This is a genomic window from Devosia limi DSM 17137, assembly GCF_900128975.1.
In the GTDB taxonomy this organism is placed as follows: domain Bacteria; phylum Pseudomonadota; class Alphaproteobacteria; order Rhizobiales; family Devosiaceae; genus Devosia; species Devosia limi.
On sequence record NZ_FQVC01000009.1, the window covers coordinates 26,134 to 43,101 of the forward strand.

At 61.6% G+C, this 16,968-nt stretch carries 15 protein-coding genes; 7 read left to right on the forward strand and 8 right to left on the reverse strand.

Features of this window, described 5'->3' with window-relative positions:
- Window positions 1-522: 522 nt before the first annotated feature.
- The 3 genes from BUA69_RS14435 to BUA69_RS14445 form a co-directional block, all read right to left on the reverse strand.
- Complete coding sequence (locus BUA69_RS14435) at window positions 523-1,254, reverse strand: DUF1223 domain-containing protein (protein ID WP_052950524.1); 732 nt, start codon at window positions 1,252-1,254, stop codon at window positions 523-525.
- A 153-nt stretch (window positions 1,255-1,407) separates the two neighbouring features.
- A complete protein-coding gene (locus tag BUA69_RS14440; RefSeq protein WP_244468737.1) occupies window positions 1,408-2,598 on the reverse strand; it encodes a ZIP family metal transporter in 1,191 nt (396 codons plus the stop codon).
- 3 nt (window positions 2,599-2,601) lie between these two features.
- Window positions 2,602-3,735 carry a multicopper oxidase domain-containing protein gene (locus BUA69_RS14445; RefSeq protein ID WP_046135148.1) on the reverse strand — a complete coding sequence of 378 codons (1,134 nt, stop codon included), beginning with the start codon at window positions 3,733-3,735 and terminating at the stop codon, window positions 2,602-2,604.
- Window positions 3,736-4,122: 387 nt separating this feature from the next.
- Between BUA69_RS14445 and BUA69_RS14450 the strand changes: the two genes are divergently transcribed.
- Window positions 4,123-4,917, forward strand: coding sequence for a L,D-transpeptidase family protein (locus BUA69_RS14450; RefSeq protein WP_046135198.1), 795 nt, complete (start codon window positions 4,123-4,125; stop codon window positions 4,915-4,917).
- A 119-nt stretch (window positions 4,918-5,036) separates the two neighbouring features.
- Here the strand turns inward: BUA69_RS14450 and BUA69_RS14455 are convergent, their stop codons facing one another.
- The 3 genes from BUA69_RS14455 to BUA69_RS14465 all read right to left on the reverse strand — a co-directional run bounded on the left by BUA69_RS14455 (window position 5,037) and on the right by BUA69_RS14465 (window position 9,859).
- Complete coding sequence (locus BUA69_RS14455; protein ID WP_046135147.1) at window positions 5,037-6,731, reverse strand: peptidoglycan D,D-transpeptidase FtsI family protein; 1,695 nt, start codon at window positions 6,729-6,731, stop codon at window positions 5,037-5,039.
- A 545-nt stretch (window positions 6,732-7,276) separates the two neighbouring features.
- Complete coding sequence (locus BUA69_RS14460) at window positions 7,277-9,163, reverse strand: M23 family metallopeptidase (RefSeq protein WP_046135146.1); 1,887 nt, start codon at window positions 9,161-9,163, stop codon at window positions 7,277-7,279.
- A 261-nt stretch (window positions 9,164-9,424) separates the two neighbouring features.
- Complete coding sequence (locus tag BUA69_RS14465) at window positions 9,425-9,859, reverse strand: MerR family transcriptional regulator (RefSeq protein WP_046135145.1); 435 nt, start codon at window positions 9,857-9,859, stop codon at window positions 9,425-9,427.
- Between the two features lie 67 nt (window positions 9,860-9,926).
- On the opposite strand from BUA69_RS14465, the gene BUA69_RS14470 reads away from it, so the two are divergent.
- Genes BUA69_RS14470 through BUA69_RS14495 form a run of 6 tightly spaced genes read left to right on the forward strand, consistent with a single transcriptional unit; the run spans window position 9,927 to window position 14,950 of the window.
- Complete coding sequence (locus tag BUA69_RS14470) at window positions 9,927-12,242, forward strand: heavy metal translocating P-type ATPase (RefSeq protein WP_046135144.1); 2,316 nt, start codon at window positions 9,927-9,929, stop codon at window positions 12,240-12,242.
- Entirely contained in the window at window positions 12,239-12,724 is a 486-nt protein-coding gene (lspA, locus tag BUA69_RS14475) for a signal peptidase II (RefSeq protein WP_046135143.1), read from the forward strand. The genes BUA69_RS14470 and lspA overlap by 4 nt, the downstream gene beginning before the upstream one ends.
- Before the next feature lie 33 nt (window positions 12,725-12,757).
- A complete protein-coding gene (locus BUA69_RS14480; protein WP_046135142.1) occupies window positions 12,758-12,985 on the forward strand; it encodes a hypothetical protein in 228 nt (75 codons plus the stop codon).
- Window positions 12,982-13,551 carry a DsbE family thiol:disulfide interchange protein gene (locus tag BUA69_RS14485; protein WP_244468736.1) on the forward strand — a complete coding sequence of 190 codons (570 nt, stop codon included), beginning with the start codon at window positions 12,982-12,984 and terminating at the stop codon, window positions 13,549-13,551. Before BUA69_RS14480 ends, BUA69_RS14485 begins: the two co-directional genes overlap by 4 nt.
- Complete coding sequence (locus tag BUA69_RS14490) at window positions 13,548-14,609, forward strand: acyltransferase family protein (protein ID WP_052950523.1); 1,062 nt, start codon at window positions 13,548-13,550, stop codon at window positions 14,607-14,609. The genes BUA69_RS14485 and BUA69_RS14490 overlap by 4 nt, the downstream gene beginning before the upstream one ends.
- The gene (locus BUA69_RS14495; protein WP_244468735.1) at window positions 14,606-14,950 is read left to right on the forward strand and encodes an ArsR/SmtB family transcription factor; all 345 of its coding nucleotides are present in this window, start codon (window positions 14,606-14,608) and stop codon (window positions 14,948-14,950) included. Before BUA69_RS14490 ends, BUA69_RS14495 begins: the two co-directional genes overlap by 4 nt.
- 257 nt (window positions 14,951-15,207) lie before the next feature.
- On the opposite strand, the gene motA is transcribed toward BUA69_RS14495, so the two are convergent.
- Window positions 15,208-16,071 carry a flagellar motor stator protein MotA gene (gene motA, locus BUA69_RS14500; RefSeq protein ID WP_046135195.1) on the reverse strand — a complete coding sequence of 288 codons (864 nt, stop codon included), beginning with the start codon at window positions 16,069-16,071 and terminating at the stop codon, window positions 15,208-15,210.
- A gap of 252 nt (window positions 16,072-16,323) precedes the next feature.
- Window positions 16,324-16,674 carry a hypothetical protein gene (locus tag BUA69_RS14505; RefSeq protein WP_046135140.1) on the reverse strand — a complete coding sequence of 117 codons (351 nt, stop codon included), beginning with the start codon at window positions 16,672-16,674 and terminating at the stop codon, window positions 16,324-16,326.
- Between the last annotated feature and the right edge of the window lie 294 nt (window positions 16,675-16,968).

Sequence of the window (16,968 nt, forward strand, 5' to 3'; positions counted from 1 at the left end):
GTCCGGCACTGCGTGGATTTGTACTCGGTCAGCCCACTCACGAGCGGGGACTTGGCAGCGCGTCCGGAGCGACGGCGCAGGACACCGCTGGCAGCGACGCGGTCGACTAGGCGCGGTCTGTGAACCAAGATCACTGTCGCGACGATCATAAACGCTCGAACGCGCGCCACAAATCGGCGCCAACTTTGGAAATCGCCACCGTCCCGTGGGTCCGCGAAGACAGCAGGTCATCATCCAACCGGCCCAAGTAGATGCGCAGCGGATTTGCATAAAATGCGATATGGATAGTATTTCCCTACATTATCAGAGCCGGGACCCGCGCACCTAACGACGTGAATATATGCATCGTCCAGACGCCGATGCGAGAGTGGCCGGCGGTCAAGATTCCTGCAGTGAGTACGGTTGCGGCGAGCAAAGTGTCTGCGATCTCTGGTCGCTAGAGGAGCGAGAGGGGAAAATGATAGTCGGCGCAGGGGAGGCACCTGCCCGGAGCGTGTTGCTGCTACACACTACAGTCGCAGATCAACGCTCGTAGGTGTTGCCGCCGGTGATTGGCCCGGGCATTCCGCCGACATCCTCCTGCACCAGAACAGCAACGCCCGTGCCGGGCTCGGGCAGCACACGCTCTATATTGAGGGCGAGCCGAGCGCCCATGCCGGCACCCAGAGCCGCCAGCTGCGTACGGTTCGTGACGATGTGGTCATAGGATAGGGTCTTGCCAGCGTTATCGCCGGCCTGAATGGTGACGGTATCCTGCTCGATGTAGGTGACGAGCCAGATGATCGAGGGCCGGGCCCCTCCTTGTTCGGGGACGACGATGCGCAGGGTATCTCCGTTTCGAGTGAGGTCGATTTGGCGCGTCATGCTGCTGGCCTCGATTGCCTCGACTGCCCCGGGCTCATCCGAGCCTAGGACGTCGGTGGTCCCGGCAACGATGAGCTGCGGAGTGTAGAGCTTGCGGGTGTCCCACAGCGAAGCGTAGTCACGCTGTAACTCGGCATTGGCGGCACTGCCGAAGGTATCCTTCCACCCGGCATAGTCCCAGTAGTCGACATGATAGTTGAGGGTGATTACGTCGCCGCGCTCCGCCAGCTCGGACACGAGACGATCCGCGCCCGGGGAGAAGGGGCAGCCCTGGCTGGTGAAGAGTTCCAGGACTGCTTTCGGCGGGCTGCTGAGCTCGGCACTAGCAACGCCTATGGCGCCAGGAAGAAGGCTCAGCAGTGCGGTAAGACCCAAAATCCGGCTTGTCATGACCGATGCTTGCCATTGTGGCTTACACCCGGCGAGTCAAATCGCGGTGAGCCCTTTTCCGCGAGGCCGGTTTTTCGCAACAAGTGGGACGACAGCGGCCACGTGCGCGTCGCGAGCCCGTGGCCAGTCGGGTGAAATACCGGAATCGCCGGATCAGAACTTGATGGCGGCGGCAGTCACGTACATAAAGGCGACGCCGACTAGGAAGCCGGTTATGACCGGGACGGACAGCAGGGTATTTCGGCCCTTGCCAGTGCGCGTCATGTAGGTGGTCACCTCTACGATGACCTGTGCGATTGCTCCTGCACCGATGCCGAGGAAGAGCGCGGACCATTGCGGCGCGTAAGCCAGACTACCAATCCAGAGCCCCACCACGGCGGGCGCGCCGGCCAGAAGAGTGAGCGCCACGAAGCTCCATAGCGGTGGCCTGGCCTTGAGGATTGGGGCTGCTATGCCGATTCCCTCGGTGACGTTGTGTACTGCAAAACCTAGGACGAGGAATGTGCCAAGGCCGGCGGAGCCGGCGGCGAAGGCAGCGCCTATTGCCAATCCCTCGCCAAAGTTGTGCAACCCGATGCCGAGGGCGATGTAGAACGACAGCGCCAAGCCCGCCGGCGCCCCGCGCCAGCGCCCAATAGCCATGAGCAGCATGAAGCTGGCAGCACCGGCAAGTAGTACGAGTAGTGGACCCTGGAACAGCACGGCCGATGCGGCGCTCATCTCCAACGCTTCCAGGGACATGTCGACCAACAGGAAGGCGAGGAGCCCGACCGTCAGCGCCAGGATGAAATTCATGCCGGCAACGCCGACGCCCCGCAGCGCAGGGTAGCACAGCAGTCCTATGGCAACCGGGAGCACCCCAACGATCAACCCGATCAATGCCTGCTGCCAGAGGAGGGATTGCGTGGGAACGGGAGTGGGGACAGCCACTGGTATTTCGTGGAGGAACGTGGCGCCCGTATCGGTGACGATGTTGATTGCATGCGCCTCGCCGAGCACCCATGGATAGGGGATGCGGAGCCATACAGTGCTGCCGCGGGCGATCGGACCCGGAGGGTCTTGGGTGAACATCCAGTAGGCGTCATCGACCTGGACTTGGGCGACTTTCATCGGTTCCGACCCGCCGGCTCGCACCAGGACACGGATGCCGTCACCGTCCAGGATCGTCCTCTCATAGGTGAAGGCCTCAACGGGCGGCGCACTGTTGTCGAAGCTGCGCAACGGGTCTGCCGATGCAATCCACGCAATGGCGATCCCCAGTAGCGTCAATGGCAACAAGAGCCAGAGGAGCAACAGGCGATTTGGGCGATCCTCGGAGACGGCCATCATTTCGGGAGCGGTCATGGCTTAGTCCTCCACCACGTCGAACATGCCCATCCAGCCCAGTTCGGTGAACTCAGCCTGATGCGCGTGGAACATATATTGGCCGGCCTCATGGTCAGCGTAGCTGAACTCGAGGATGCCACGCTGCGCCTGGCACTGCATGATCAGGTCGACGGTCCGCAGCGTGGGGGTGAGCGTCGTGCCGGTGTCGAAATAGTTGAAGAAGTTGGCATGCAGGTGGAACGAATTAATCGGGTCGAACTCGGTCACGTTTATCAGATAGATGCGGACCGGTCGCGACTTCTCGATTCGGATGGGTTGGAGCGCATAGGCATGCGCGATCGTGTTGACAGCATAGAACTCATTCGCGCCATCGAAGTTGGTGTCGAACGCGTTCATCACCATTATCAGTTCCTGCCAACTCGCGTTCTCAGGTGTCCCGAGCAGGCGCGACTTGGCCACGGCCTCGAACTCGGGGTGCAGTTCGGGGTCGGGGTCGATCACGAATGCCCCGTACATGCCCTTGTGCATGTGCCGCTTCAGCGGCAGGGCGTGGCAATGATAGAGGTGGCAGCCGAAGGGCTTGGCGTCGAACTCATAGACGAACTCCTCACCAGGGTTTATCAGGCCGGCTCCGGGAACCCCGTCCATGCGCCAGGAGTGGATACCGTGGAAATGCATGGAATGAGGGTGCGATCCGTAGTTGCGGAAGACGATGCGCAGGCGTTCGCCTTCCTTCGCCCGAAGGGCCGGACCCGGGACGCGGCCATTGAAGGTCCAAGCGGGAAACATTACGCCGGGTGCGATCTCGATCTCCTTGTCGGAGGCCTCGACCTCGAAGGTCCGCAGCGCGCGTCCGTCCTCCATTGTCGTGACCGTGCCTAAATCCCATTCCGTCAGCATTGGGGTGGGATCAAAGCCATTCGTCTCGGGGTCGACACGCCCGACTGTCATCATCTGGCCGTGCGCTCCCTCGTGGGCAGAGGGAGCCGCGTAAGGATTGACAGGGTCGGGGGCGGGCATCGCGCCCATGCCGTGCTCGAGCATCTGCTGGCCCGCTGCGGAGGAGGCCAGGACCGCCGTCCCCCCAGCGGCAACGAGCCCCCCTATAAGGAGGCTTCGGCGCGTGACCGTGTCGGTGGGTTCGTTCTGGCGCATGCGTCTTCCTTTATGCGAATAATTCGCAACTAGACGACATTCTTGGTCTAGTTGCAAGTAGGAATGATTTGCAAATAGGAGGATTGTACTGGCTTCCCGAGTGGCCAGTGATGGTAGCGTGTTCAAAGCCTTGGCAGTTGCGGCTCGCGAACGAAGCGGAGCAAGGCGTGTTCTGGCTGGGGCGTTCCTGGCAACGGACCCGAGCGAGGGAAATGATCGGTGCAGAGCGACCTGGTCGTGGCGGCCGCGCTGATATCGCTAGAAGGGCAAGGATTGGATAGCGCGTTTCGCCTTTCAAGTTAGCGTGATCGGCTGGGCCCTCGCCGGGCAAGATATCGGTAACGCCAGGAGTGATAAGCTAGGGCGGTATTCACTATGGTGGACGGTATGTACGAATTTCTCTGGCGCACGCTCCGTATCACCAGCGTCGTCTTCGCCGCCGTGACACTGGCCGCATGCAGCCAGTTCGTGGGCGACAACCGGCAAAACGTGCCCCTGCCCAAGGCGCTGGTCGACCAGATGGCGCAGATCGGCTCGTCACCTTCCGAGCCGATGGTGATCCGCCTGTTCAAACAGTCCTCGGAGCTCGAGGTTTGGAAACGCACGAACTCGGGAAGCTATGCGCTCCTCAAGACATATGAGATCTGCAAGTGGTCGGGCGCACTGGGACCCAAGATACGCGAAGGTGATTACCAGTCGCCGGAAGGGTTCTACGATGTCACGCCCGGCCTGATGAACCCGAAATCTTCTTACTGGCTATCGTTCAATGTGGGGTTTCCCAACAAGTTCGATCAGGCTTGGGGCCGCACCGGCACGAACCTGATGATCCACGGGGATTGCAAATCCGTGGGGTGCTACGCCATGACGGATGACGGCATCAAGGAGATATACGCCATGGCACGGGAGACTTTTCGAGCTGGCCACCGCTCCTTCCAGCTCCAGTTACTGCCGTTCCGCATGAACGAGGTCAACATGGCCGCGAATGCTTCCAGCCCGCATACTCCCTTCTGGCGGAACCTCAAGGAAGGTGCCGATTTCTTCGATGCGACGAAGCAGGCACCGTCCTGGGACGTGTGCGAGAAACGATATATCTTCAATCAAGGCATCCCTGGGGCGGCACCACTCGACCCGCTAGGTGCCTGCCCAGTCTCAATGTCGACGTTCCAAGCGTTGGCGCTCTAATCTTGAGCTGATGCGTCACGGACTTGCCTATGACCGCCAAGAACGCCCACATATCGGGTTAGCCAGTGACCAAATCCTGCGCGATTACGATCGTGTAGTCCGTCACCCAGCCACGGACCTCATTGCATGGCTGCAATCACTCGAGCATCGAACGCCTCGCTTTCGCCCGGCTTTACACCCAGCATGGTTGCTACCCTGGCAAGGATGCGTCCTGATACCTCCCCGGCGTTCCAGCCTGCAGTATTTCCGGATTGCGGAGTTTCGGGGGAAGCCTCATCGAGCAGGATCACCATGACGTATTGGGGGGCCTCCATGGGAAACGCGGTGATGAACACATTGAGGTTCTTGCCCGTGCCATATCGCCCATTGATCACCTTTTCTGCCGTGCCGGTCTTGCCGCCGGCTCGGTAGGCCAGTGCCAGCCGGTTCATCCGCGAACCGGAGCCAACGAGTGCGTTGAAACGCAATAGCTGCTGCAGTTGAGCGCTGGTCTGCTCCGAGATCACGCGAGTGGATTGGGCCAACGCTTCTTCCTCAGTTCTCGGATAGAAGGTCGGCGGGATTAGACGCCCGCCATTGACGAAAGCGGCCAGGGCTCGCGCCATATGCAATGGTGAAACGCTGAAGCCGTGGCCGAACGAAGCGGTCGCCGCAACCACATCGGAAAACTCCTTCGGGACGTTCGGCGGCGTTCTCTCGGGGAGTTCGGTGACGATCGATTGGTCGAAGCCGATGCGGCTGAAGAAGGAGCGATAGTTGTCCTTGCCCATCTGCTGCATCATCTGGATAGTCCCGACGTTAGACGAGTAGCGGAAAATCTCGGGGACAGTCAGGATCCGGCCCTGGCCGCGGTAGTCATTGATTGCGAACCTGCCAAAGCGCACTGGAAAGCGGGCATCGAACGAGTCCGCCAAGGTAACGGCGCCGCTATCGAGAACGGCAGCGAACGAAACGATCTTGACGACCGATCCCAACTCAAAATTACCGGCGGTGATGCGGTTGAAACGTCCCTCTTCCAATGCGGAGGCGGGGACATTGGGGTTGAAATCCGGCAGCGAGACCATCGCGAGCACTTCGCCCGTGCGCGCGTCCAGCATCACACCCGCGGCGGCGAGGGACTGGTAGCGTGTCAAGGCGTCCACCAGTTCCTCGCGCATGGCATACTGAACACGCATGTCGATACTGAGCGCGATCGGTTGCAGTTCCTGACCGCGCGCCAGGCCGAACGCCTGCAACGCGGCTATACCGCCATCATCGATCCCTCGCTCAATTCCGGCGATGCCCTGGCTATCGATGTTCACGCTGCCGAGCACGTGCGCGGCATCGGCGCCGCCTGGATAGAAGCGGCGGCTCTCGGTGAGGAAATCGATGCCCGGTATCCCCAGGCGCATCACCTGCTCGCGGACGGCGGGCGTCAGTTCTCGCTTTACCCAGACGAAGCCGCGGTCGCCGGTCAGGCGTTCGCGCAACCATGCTTCGTCCAACTCGGGAAGGACCGTCCTCAGGGCTGCTACAGCTTCTTCCACGTCGATGATCCGCCGGGGCTCGGCATAGAGGGAGGGGACGCGGACATCCACCGCCATAGGCAACCCGTTCCGATCGAGGATCGCCGGTCGAGACGCTTCGATTTCGCTGATCGTCCTTCCCTCGATCACTGTCTCCGTCTCGACGGAACCGAGTTGCAGGAGCCGCGCAGCGACGATGACGAACCCGATCGTCATAACGATGGCCATGATGGAGATGCGTCGACGGGTCATAGCCGCCCGAACGCTTTTGGCGCCTTCCAGCGTGATCGTCTGATCTATGGTCTGCACAACAAATCCCGTGACTAAGCTGCGCGCCGTTGACGACGTGCAGCAGTGGAACGAGGCGCGCCATCGCGCCCAAGTTGCGTGATCAGGCCGAAATTGGCGGACGGTCGAGGGGATGCTGCAACGTCATCTTGGTGAAGGGAGAGTCGGTGCGTGGCCAGGCCTGCCGGACGTATTCCGTGCCGCAGCCGGTTGCTGTGAGCGACTTTTCGCTCCGTAGTTGCTCGTTCGGACACAAGCTGTGGCCATGTACCGCTCCCCGGATGCGGCCGTGGCCATCTACGGACTGGACCGCCTGAAAGCCGTTCGGAGCAGGGCAAGGGGCTGCGTGATATCCGGGCAGGCCCAGAAGTAGTGTCATGGTAAGAAGCAGCGCTATCAGCGCAACCGGCCGTAACAGCAGTCCGAAACGACGATAATTCATGAATGCCATTTCCGACCCTGGGGGGTAATAGGACGTTGCTTTCGCGTTCAAAATCTTCGCTGGCGTTGGGATTGGTTAATCCGCGTCTCCTATGAACTCCCTGACGTCCGGTAGCGCCACTGGTTCACGCCGCAGAGGCCTGGCGGCTTGGCGAGGTACCCATAATGCCCCGCACCTGTTCTATGGTTTGCTCGAGATCGCGCTCGTACTGGGGAGGGAGGGTGCGCGCCCTCGGCAGCTTCACCTCCAGAGGATCGGCGACGCGTCCGTTGATCTCCAACTCGAAATGCAGGTGGTTGCCGGTAGAACGGCCAGTGGAGCCGACATAGCCGATGACCTGTCCCTGCCGGACAGGGTCGCCGGGCGCAATGCCGTCCGCGATCTGGTTCATGTGGGCATAGGCAGTCCGGTAACCGTTCGCGTGGGAGAGCCGGACATAGCGCCCATAGCCTGAGTACCATTGGGCCATCTCGACGGTGCCATCCGCCGCGGCGAATATCGGTGTGCCCCGCGGCGCTGCAAAATCGGTGCCCTCGTGGTTGGCGTTGCCGCCATTGAATGGGTCGATCCGGGAGCCCATCGCGGACGTCAGGCGACCGCCGCCTTCGAGCGGACGGCGCAGCAGGAAGCGCTTGCCGCTCTCGCCGCTCTCGTCGAAGTAGGCGATGGCGCCGTCGTCGGTGCGGAAACGGTAAAAGCTCCGCTCCGCGTTGCTGAGCGTCAGGCTGACATATAGCAATTGGGCGGGCAGGGCGTCGACGGCTGCCGCCTGCAGCAGTTCGATGAAGTCGCCAGGCTGGACCTTTTTGGTCAGATCGACATCGTAGGCCACCAGGGCGATGATCCTGGAGATGGTGGCGTCATCGAGTTCGTTCCGTCGTCCTGTCTCCCAGATCGACTTATATATGGTAGGCAGGTTCGCCACGCTGATGCGTTCGGTGCTGTCCTCGGCGAAGGGAATTTCGGGCGGCGCCAAGCCGAGGACGTACTGGCCCGCGTCGGTCAAAGCGACCGTCGCGACGTGGGTATCGGAATTGGTGATGTCGTCGTGACGATAGATGCTGAGCCGGTAGGGGATGAGACCCGGGCCGGAACGTGACGGACCGAGCAGGATGCGCAGGCGGGATCGGGCGGCCAACGTCGTGACGGGCACAATGTTGCGAACAGTCTCCAGGACAGACTGGGCGCCCGCCGCAGTAAAACCGTGCTTCAGCAAGGCATCGGCGAGGTAGGTCGTCTCCTCGAGCTTCACGATCCGCTCCGTGATCCGCAGACCGTCGCCGGCCACGGCATTCTTGGGCACGACGGTGACGTTCTCGGCCACGCCCAGCGACGGGGACGCCATGTCATAGCTCGTGCCGGGCATGGACGCATAAGCCATCGTGTAGTCCTGCTTGACCTCGGATACTCCGATGGCAGCAAAGGATGCGGCGGCGGCGTCGTCGATTGATCGAGCTGGTACGAACTCGAGTGGCAGCGCCGAGGTGTTGACGGCAACCTCGGCATCGACCGGTTCGCCCATGACATCGAGGCTGACCAAGGAGGTGGCAGCAATCTCGCTCTCTACAGCGTCCAGGTAGTCCTGGGGTTGGTACGCAACGACATCGTCGGTCAGGATCGTTTCCGACGTCGCGAGCGTCGCGTTCACCCGAACGAACCTCGCGTTGCGGATGACGTTGCTTTCGCCGACCGCCTCCATCACGCTAGCCTCGATCTCGTCGCGCGTTGATCTCGTGGTCAGGATCGGGCGTAGGCGGTCCGTCTTACCCTCCGCGACAGCAGCCGACACAGTTTTCGACGGAGCGAGATCGAGTGCCTTGTAGGCGGTGGAGAAGCTGTCGATGCCGGCGAACGATACATAGAGGGCGGCGCCCATGAGTAGGACCGAGGTCACACCGGTCAGGACCGTGCCCGCCAGCCAGCCGATACTGACTTCTCGCCCGCCGGGTTCGGTCCCTTCAGCCGACAGGACCGTTAGCGCCGCTTCGTCCTCGAAGCCGTGCAGATGCATGTAGCGGTGGCTCGGGCGTCGCCCGAACCGAGATTCACCCCTCTCTGCCATTATCCCCTCTGTCTATGCCCGACCGCTGTTCGACATCCCACAAAGGTTTAGATGGGCAATTTTGAGGCTTGCAAGACCATCAACCCATCACGTGGTCGTGAGGAACGGAGAATTTGGTACAGAATGGCGCGCCTGATCGGGACTGACGCCGGTTGCACCGGGGGCGGGACAAATCGTCGCCATGACCGGAAAGAACGTCTAGGGTCGGGATCAGGCGGCGACGGTGTGGTCGTGGAACACGCACTTGCCGTGGTCCGCGAGAATCTCGATGACCTGGCAGGTCTCCACCCGACCATGCGAGCAGCCCTCGACCATCCGCTCAAGCTCGGCCTTCAGGGCGGTCAGGCTGGCGATCTTTCTTTTGACCTCGACCAGGCGAGCCTTTGCGATCGTGTCGGCCTCGTGGCACGACTGGTGGGGGGCGTCCTGCAATGACAACAGGGTACGAATTTCGTCGATATTGAAGCCGAGCTCGCGCGAGTGCCGGATGAAGGTCAGCCGCTCAACGTCATCCTGCCCGTAGGTGCGCCGGTTCCCCTCAGTCCGGTTCGGGGCCAAAAGACCGATCTGCTCATAGTAGCGGATGGTGGGGATTTTGACCCGCGCTGCGTCGGACACCTTTCCGATAGCGATACCGTGATGCATTTTGTCCTTGCTCCTATAGTGGCTAGAGGTTGTACGCTCTACGCAAAGATTGCAAGGAGCTCGCGCCATGGACGGTGAACTGGATACTACACGATTCCGTGTGGAGGGCATGGATTGCGCCAGCTGTGCTTCCAAGATTGACACTGCCGTCCGGAGGATTGGTGGGGTCGAGGATGTGTCAGTCTCGGTCGTGCGGGGCACGATGACCGTCAAGCATGCGGCGACCGTCAATTCGGACGTGATTGCCAGGAAGGTTACCAGCCTTGGCTATAAGGCCGCGACCATGCCGCCCAAGCCTGCTGAGGGCGCCGTTCCTGCAGGTAGCGATCCGGCCGATGACGAAGGCCACGATCATTCTGATCACGATCATGCCGGACACGATCATGCCGGACACGACCACGGCATCAGGTCGCCTGCGGCCGCTAAGGCCGTTGCCGCTGCGACCGTGGCGGCCAAACCTGCCGACGCCCTTCAAGGCATGCACGGGCACGATAGCAGTTTCGATGAAGGGCCGTGGTGGAAGACGCCCAAGGCGCGCATGACGATCATGAGCGCGGCGGCTGTGGCCGTGGCCTTTGTCGCGGGACGGATGTTCCCAGATATCGCCCAGTGGGCCTTCATCGTCGCCATGCTGGTCGGGCTGGTGCCAATCGCCCGCCGGGCCTATGTCGGCGCCATCAACGGGTCGCCATTCTCGATCGAGACCCTGATGACGGTAGCCGCGATGGGCGCGGTGTTCATCAACGCTGCCGAGGAAGCGTCCATCGTCGTGCTGTTCTTCCTCGTGGGCGAATTGCTCGAAGGCGTCGCCACCGGCCGTGCCAGGGCCAGCATCCGTGCGCTTGCCGACTTGGTCCCCAAGTTCGCTCTGCGCGAAATCGATGGCAAGACCACCGAGGTCCCGGCCGAGAGCCTGGTCATCGGCGACGTTATCCTGATACGCCCTGGCGATCGTGTGCCGGCCGACGGCGTTATCGTCTCTGGTGAGAGCGCCCTCGACGAGGCGCCGGTGACCGGTGAGTCCGTGCCCAAGACCAAGACGGTGGACGACCAGGTCTTTGCCGGCACCATTAACCAGGAGGGCGCCCTTCGCGTCCGCGTTTCTGCCGCTGCGGCAGACAACACGATTTCTCGCATCATCGCGCTAGTCGAGGAAGCCCAGGAGTCCAAGGCGCCAACCGAGCGCTTCATCGATCAGTTCTCCAAATACTACACCCCATCCGTAATGGTGGTGTCGGCTCTCATAGCCATCATCCCGCCGCTGTTTTTCGGACAGGTGTGGAGCGAGTGGATCTACAAGGGCCTCGCCGTACTGCTGATTGGCTGCCCTTGCGCTCTGGTTATCTCGACCCCAGCGGCGATTGCCGCGGCGCTGTCGGCCGGCGCGCGCCGTGGACTCCTGATGAAGGGCGGCGCCGTGCTCGAGCAGTTGGGCAAGATCAACATGGTCGCGCTCGACAAGACCGGAACGTTGACCCTAGGCAAGCCCCAGGTCACTGACGTCATCGGCGTGTCCAAAACCGAGCGTGAAACCATGGAACTGGCGGCGGCGCTGGAAGTGGGTTCCAGCCATCCCTTGGCCAGCGCCATTCTGGCCCGGGCCAAGGCCGACGGTATCGAGCCGGCGCAGTCGACCAAGGGCGGCGCAGTGGGCGGCAAGGGCGTCGTTGGCACCGTCAACGGCATCGACCTGTTCCTCGGCTCGCCCAACGCCGTCGGCGAAAAGGTCACGCTTGGTGCCGATCTCGATGCTAAGATCGTCGCGCTCAACGATCAGGGCAAGACTGTATCCGTCCTTCTCGCCAACGGCGCCATTGCCGGCATCATAGCCATGCGTGACGAGCCGCGTCCCGATGCCGTGGAAGGACTCAACGCGCTCAAGGCCCTGGGCGCGGACATTGTGATGCTGACCGGAGACAACAAGCGTACTGCCGCCGCGATCGGCAAGGCCCTTGGCATCGAGCCGCAAGCCGAGCTGCTGCCCGAGGACAAGCAGCGGATCGTCGGCGAGCTCAAGGCCAGCGGCAAGGTGGTGGCGAAGGTCGGCGACGGCATCAACGATGCGCCCGCGTTGGCCGCAGCCGATATCGGCATTGCCATGGGCGGCGGTACCGACGTTGCGCTCGAGACGGCGGATGCCGCGGTCCTGCACGGACGCGTCATCGACGTGGCGAACATGATCGCGCTCTCGCGGGCGACCATGGCCAATATCACCCAAAACATCACGATCTCGCTGGGGCTGAAGGCGTTCTTCCTGGTCACCACAGTCATCGGCGTTACCGGCCTATGGCCGGCCATCCTGGCCGATACCGGCGCTACAGTGCTGGTCACTGCCAACGCCATGCGTTTGCTCGGCTGGAAGGGAATGGGGGCCAAGGCGTGAGGAAGGCGACGGTCGCCCTGTACCTCGTCCCCATCCTGATCGCTGTCGACCTCGGCGCGAAATTCTGGGCGCTTCAGGTACTGGTGGGTCTAGAGAACCCGATACCGCTGTTCCCCGGTATCTCCCTGCGCTTCATCGCCAATCTCGGCGTCTCCTTCGGCCTGTTGGCGGGCTCGCCCTGGGCAGTGATCCTTGTCACCGCTGCCATGACCGCGGCGCTCGCGGTCTGGTTCGCGCGGTCGACATCCAGCGGGGAACCTCTCGCCATCGGCTGCATCCTGGCCGGTGCTGTCTCCAACCTGATCGACAGGCTCCTCAACGGGGCGGTGACTGACTTCCTGTCGTTCGGAAACCCGGCCGCGCCGCTCTTCACCAACAATCTCGCCGATATCTGGATCACGGTCGGCGTGGCCCTCCTGTTCGGCGGCGCACTTCTCAATTCTCGAAAAAGCATCCCCGTCCGCGAGAACCAATCGCCATGACCGGATACAGCAGTTTGCCCTTGGAGGCCGCCCATGACCTATAAGGCACCGCTCCCCCTGCGGATCTTCCATTACGCACTTTGGGCCTTCATGCTGTTCGTCGTGGCATGGGTCTTACTCATTCCGATCTTCCTCAGGGTCACGGCGCCCGAGGCCACAAGGACGCCAGAACTCCCACCCGATAGTTCTTCAACGAGCACGCCGGGGTCAGATACCTTGGTGCCGATCCAAGAGCCCGCCAATATGGCGATCTCCCCTTGAGTCCCGAAGAGTCACCGCCCAAGCCGACGCGCAGGATGCTGCTCGCTGGACTGCCGCTCTTGGCATTGCTCGGTCTGGTCGGGGTTTTCGCTTTCACGCTCCGAAACCCGTCGACCGACCTGCCATCGGTGCTGGTCAACAAGCCGGCGCCAGAATTTTCGTTGCCACCACTTGTACGGTCGGGAGTGCCGGGCCTGGGGCGGAGCGACCTGATCGGACAGATCAGCGTGGTCAACGTCTTCGCAAGCTGGTGCATTCCCTGCAGGGACGAGCATCCATTACTCGTCGAACTGAAAGAGCGGACCGGGGTTCGTCTGTTCGGCTTGAACCTCAAGGACGAGGAAGAAAACGCCGGTGCATTCCTCGACGAGCTCGGCAATCCCTATGACGCCATCGGCGCCGACACCAATGGGCGCGCCTCGATAGAATGGGGGGTCTACGGCGTTCCGGAGACCTTCCTGGTGCGTGGCGACGGCGTCGTGCTCACCAGGCGTGTCGGCCCGCTCGACAGGAAATCGCTGGAAGACTTGATCGTGTCCATCGAGCGGGAGATGGACGCTGAATGATGGACCGATATCGGTCCATCCAATACCTGAGGGGGGTGGCGGCAACCCTGGTGGTTGCCTCGCACGCATTCCTCTATCCCCTTACCGACGAACCGATGCTCTACGGACGGTGGGGATGGCTCGGAGTGATCCTGTTCTTCGTCATCTCCGGCTTCATCATGGTGACCGTCACCGGAAATGGCCGGTTCGATGGTGGGCTCTTCATCCGCCGCCGGGCAATTCGCGTCATTCCCCTATACTGGGCGGTCACCCTGCTCACAGCCGTACTGGCCCTCTGGGCACCGTCCCTGTTCAAGACCATGACGTTCGACTTTTCTCAGCTGTGGCGTTCTCTGCTGTTCGTCCCGTTCTTCAACGAAACCAGCGGCGGCATCCATCCCATCTACAAACTTGGGTGGACGCTGAACTACGAGGTCTACTTCTATCTTTGCTTCGCCCTGCTGTGGTTTTTGGGATCGACTTCGCGCGTGGTTACCCTGACGGTAATTTTCGCCGGGCTCGCCACCTTTGGGTTCGTCGCCGGGCCAACGACCGACTTGTCGGCGTTCTACACCAGCTATATCCCCCTGGCGTTCTGCGCCGGAATGGGTCTGGGCTTGATGGCGCTTGACGGGTCCTACCGCGCTTCGACCGGCTTCATGATTGCGGTGGGTGTGGTGGGGGGTGCGGGGCTGGTCTTTGGGTTGGCGTGGCCGGCGTCCCGGGTAGAGGACTGGACCGCATTTATCGGTTGTTTGGCGTTCGCGGTCGCTGTCGTCTTCATCGGGGTGCAGTCGGAACGCGCGCTTCCCAAGGTCGCTCTGCTCGAGCGGGTGGGAGATGCGTCGTATTCCACTTACCTCTTCCACATCTATGTCGTGGGCGCGCTGTCGTGGCTGGCATATACAGTTCTCCCGTCCGGAAATGGTGTCGTCTATGTAACGGTCGCGATAACGACGATTGTCTGCGCTACGGCTTTCGGGCTTCTTCTACATAAGTCGCTCGAACTACCCGTAGGTCGTTGCCTCGCCCCTCTTTCGGCGAGATCGCCAAGAGAAACTTCGGCGGCAAAGGCGTGAGTGTCGCGGACGGGCTCCCGGTTTCGTTGCTCGCTCCGGCGCATCTCGAGCAGGCCACCGCCCTGGCCGCGACTTTCAAGTTGCTGGGCGATCCGACCAGGCTGCGCATCGTACTGAGGTGCCTGGATGCGCCAAGATCCGTTGGTGACGTCGCTTTGGAACTAGGACTGTCGCAGTCGCTGGTCAGCCAGCATTTGAGGCTCCTCCGTTCAGCCCGGCTCGTGGTCGGCATTCGAAAAGCGAAACGCGTTTCCTATGAAGTTTCGGACGATCACATCAGGACTGTGCTGGTGCAGATAATAGTCCACGTCAGCGAAGCTGTCGTTGATACTGAGGGGTAAGGAAGGGGAACGATCTATGCTGCGTAGTTGGTTTTGCCGTGGTCAGGCCATTACCGGTGGGTTTCATGACCCGGCGGCGGCGTGCAATCGCATACGTTTTGCTCGCCACCGTCGTATTGGTCGTAGTGGAAGCTATCCTCTACGCACAGCTTGTCGAGCCCGAACATCCCTCAGCGGTTCACGCCACAGGTCAGACATCTCCATATCGGCCAAGGAAGCTGCGAGAGGACCGGTCGCGGTGGCCGGTCCTCTCGAGGTCAGACAGTTGCCGGAAGGTTCTGCGTAGCTTCGTCCACTTCCAGGAAGGTCGGCCTTACCTCGCTCATGAGTGCCTTGCGGGCGAACTCCACCGCCATGACCGGCGGCTGGCCGGAGATGTGGGCCAGCAGACCGGCCTTGAGCGAAATGAAGTATTTTGACTCCACCTCGTAGAGGTTCCTGAGCGACTGGGCCATCGGAGCGAAAAACCCGTAGGCGACGAACACGCCGAAGAAGGTGCCGACCAGCGCGCCGCCGATCATGTGACCCAGGACCTCCGGCGGTTCGCTGATCGACCCCATCGTCTTGATCACGCCCAGCACCGCCGCGACGATGCCCAAGGCGGGGGTGCCATCTGCCAGCGATTGGATGGCGCCTATCAGACGCTCCTGCTCCTGGTGATGCGTCTCGAGTTCTTCGTCCATCAACGCGTCCATCTCGTGCACGTTGTTGGAGCCAAGCGTGACCATGCGCATGTAGTCGCAGACGAACTCCACCGCATGGTGGTTGTTCGCAAAAGACGGGAAGGCGTTGAACAGCTTGGACTCTCTCGGGTTCTCGATGTGCTGCTCGAGCGCCAGGATGCCCTTTGACTGCACAAGTTTGTACATGGCGTACTGCATGCCGAGCAGTTCGACGAAATCGGCTTTGCTGTACTTCGGTCCCTTGAGCATGGTGCCGAAGGATCCCAGGGTGCCCTTGATGATCGGACCAGTGTTGCCGATGACGAAGGCGCCGACTGCCGCACCCAGGATGATGACGAACTCGAACGGCTGCCACAACACGTCGATTTTGCCGCCAATGGCCATGTAGCCGCCGAACACGCTGACGAGGACGAGGATACTTCCTACGATCAGTCGCATGCCGGCCTCCATGCTGCAGCCTTCAGAGAGTGTCGGATCGACGACATGCCGTTGGATGGCGCTAGTAGACGAATGCTGGGGACGAAGGCAGAGATGGCGCGGTGTTGCTGGCGTGCGTTCGAGCAGGCGCTCGTCACCCGCATCCGGGTGGAGTCGGTGTATTCCATGATGGAGTAGCCCTTGGGGACCCGTCGTCGGTGAACGGTCGAGGATTGACTGGGGGGAGAGCGCTGTGCAGCGCTCGGCGACCAGTCAGGGCCTGGGAGGCTGGCCAGGGATCGGGCTCAAAGCAAAGGGCGCCCCGGAGACGATGAGGTGCGTCCAGGAGGCGGCGCTCGGCGAGAGGCCGTTGATCATGGCCGGGCGAGTAGCGCACGTGTCATGCGCATGATCGTGGACCGACCCCTTGTGGTTGGTGTGGGTAACGATCGCGGCGATGCCACTCGTATGCCGATGGTTTGTCATTGCCTCCCGGACCGGCCCAGGCGCCGACCCTGTCGCATGCCCCGGCGCGAGAAGCACCAGCACCATCGCCACGACGGCGACGAGCAGGGTCAGGGGATCGCGAATCCGCGTCGGTGTGATCATGCCGGCGATCATCATTTGATAACCTTAAGGAACCCTTCCGGATGGATGTCATTCGTCTTCGTAGTCAGCGCGCAACAGATCGTCCTCAAGGTTGCGAAGGCGCTGGGTATTTTCGAGTCGATAATGATGCGCTCCTGAAGGTGACGACCGCTGATAGCGGAAGGCCGGTCTGCGCCCATGACAGACGATCTGTGACCTGACCACCGTTATCGAGACCGGTGCTGGGGAACATCACGGCGCTTCATAGAGCACCGGCTATCCGGTTGGAGGCTTTCCACCGGAAGGGATACAAATTATTGCCTGATTTAG

What these genes read in the sequence shown, in the direction of transcription:
- BUA69_RS14480 (WP_046135142.1), top strand. Translation starts at nt 12,758, where the DNA reads ATGACCTATAAGGCACCGCTCCCCCTGCGGATCTTCCATTACGCACTT.
- BUA69_RS14445 (WP_046135148.1), bottom strand. Translation starts at nt 3,735, where the DNA reads ATGCGCCAGAACGAACCCACCGACACGGTCACGCGCCGAAGCCTCCTT.
- BUA69_RS14470 (WP_046135144.1), top strand. Translation starts at nt 9,927, where the DNA reads ATGGACGGTGAACTGGATACTACACGATTCCGTGTGGAGGGCATGGAT.
- BUA69_RS14440 (WP_244468737.1), bottom strand. Translation starts at nt 2,598, where the DNA reads ATGACCGCTCCCGAAATGATGGCCGTCTCCGAGGATCGCCCAAATCGC.
- BUA69_RS14460 (WP_046135146.1), bottom strand. Translation starts at nt 9,163, where the DNA reads ATGCATCTGCACGGCTTCGAGGACGAAGCGGCGCTAACGGTCCTGTCG.
- motA (WP_046135195.1), bottom strand. Translation starts at nt 16,071, where the DNA reads ATGCGACTGATCGTAGGAAGTATCCTCGTCCTCGTCAGCGTGTTCGGC.
- BUA69_RS14435 (WP_052950524.1), bottom strand. Translation starts at nt 1,254, where the DNA reads ATGACAAGCCGGATTTTGGGTCTTACCGCACTGCTGAGCCTTCTTCCT.
- BUA69_RS14465 (WP_046135145.1), bottom strand. Translation starts at nt 9,859, where the DNA reads ATGCATCACGGTATCGCTATCGGAAAGGTGTCCGACGCAGCGCGGGTC.
- BUA69_RS14505 (WP_046135140.1), bottom strand. Translation starts at nt 16,674, where the DNA reads ATGATGATCGCCGGCATGATCACACCGACGCGGATTCGCGATCCCCTG.
- BUA69_RS14450 (WP_046135198.1), top strand. Translation starts at nt 4,123, where the DNA reads ATGTACGAATTTCTCTGGCGCACGCTCCGTATCACCAGCGTCGTCTTC.
- BUA69_RS14490 (WP_052950523.1), top strand. Translation starts at nt 13,548, where the DNA reads ATGATGGACCGATATCGGTCCATCCAATACCTGAGGGGGGTGGCGGCA.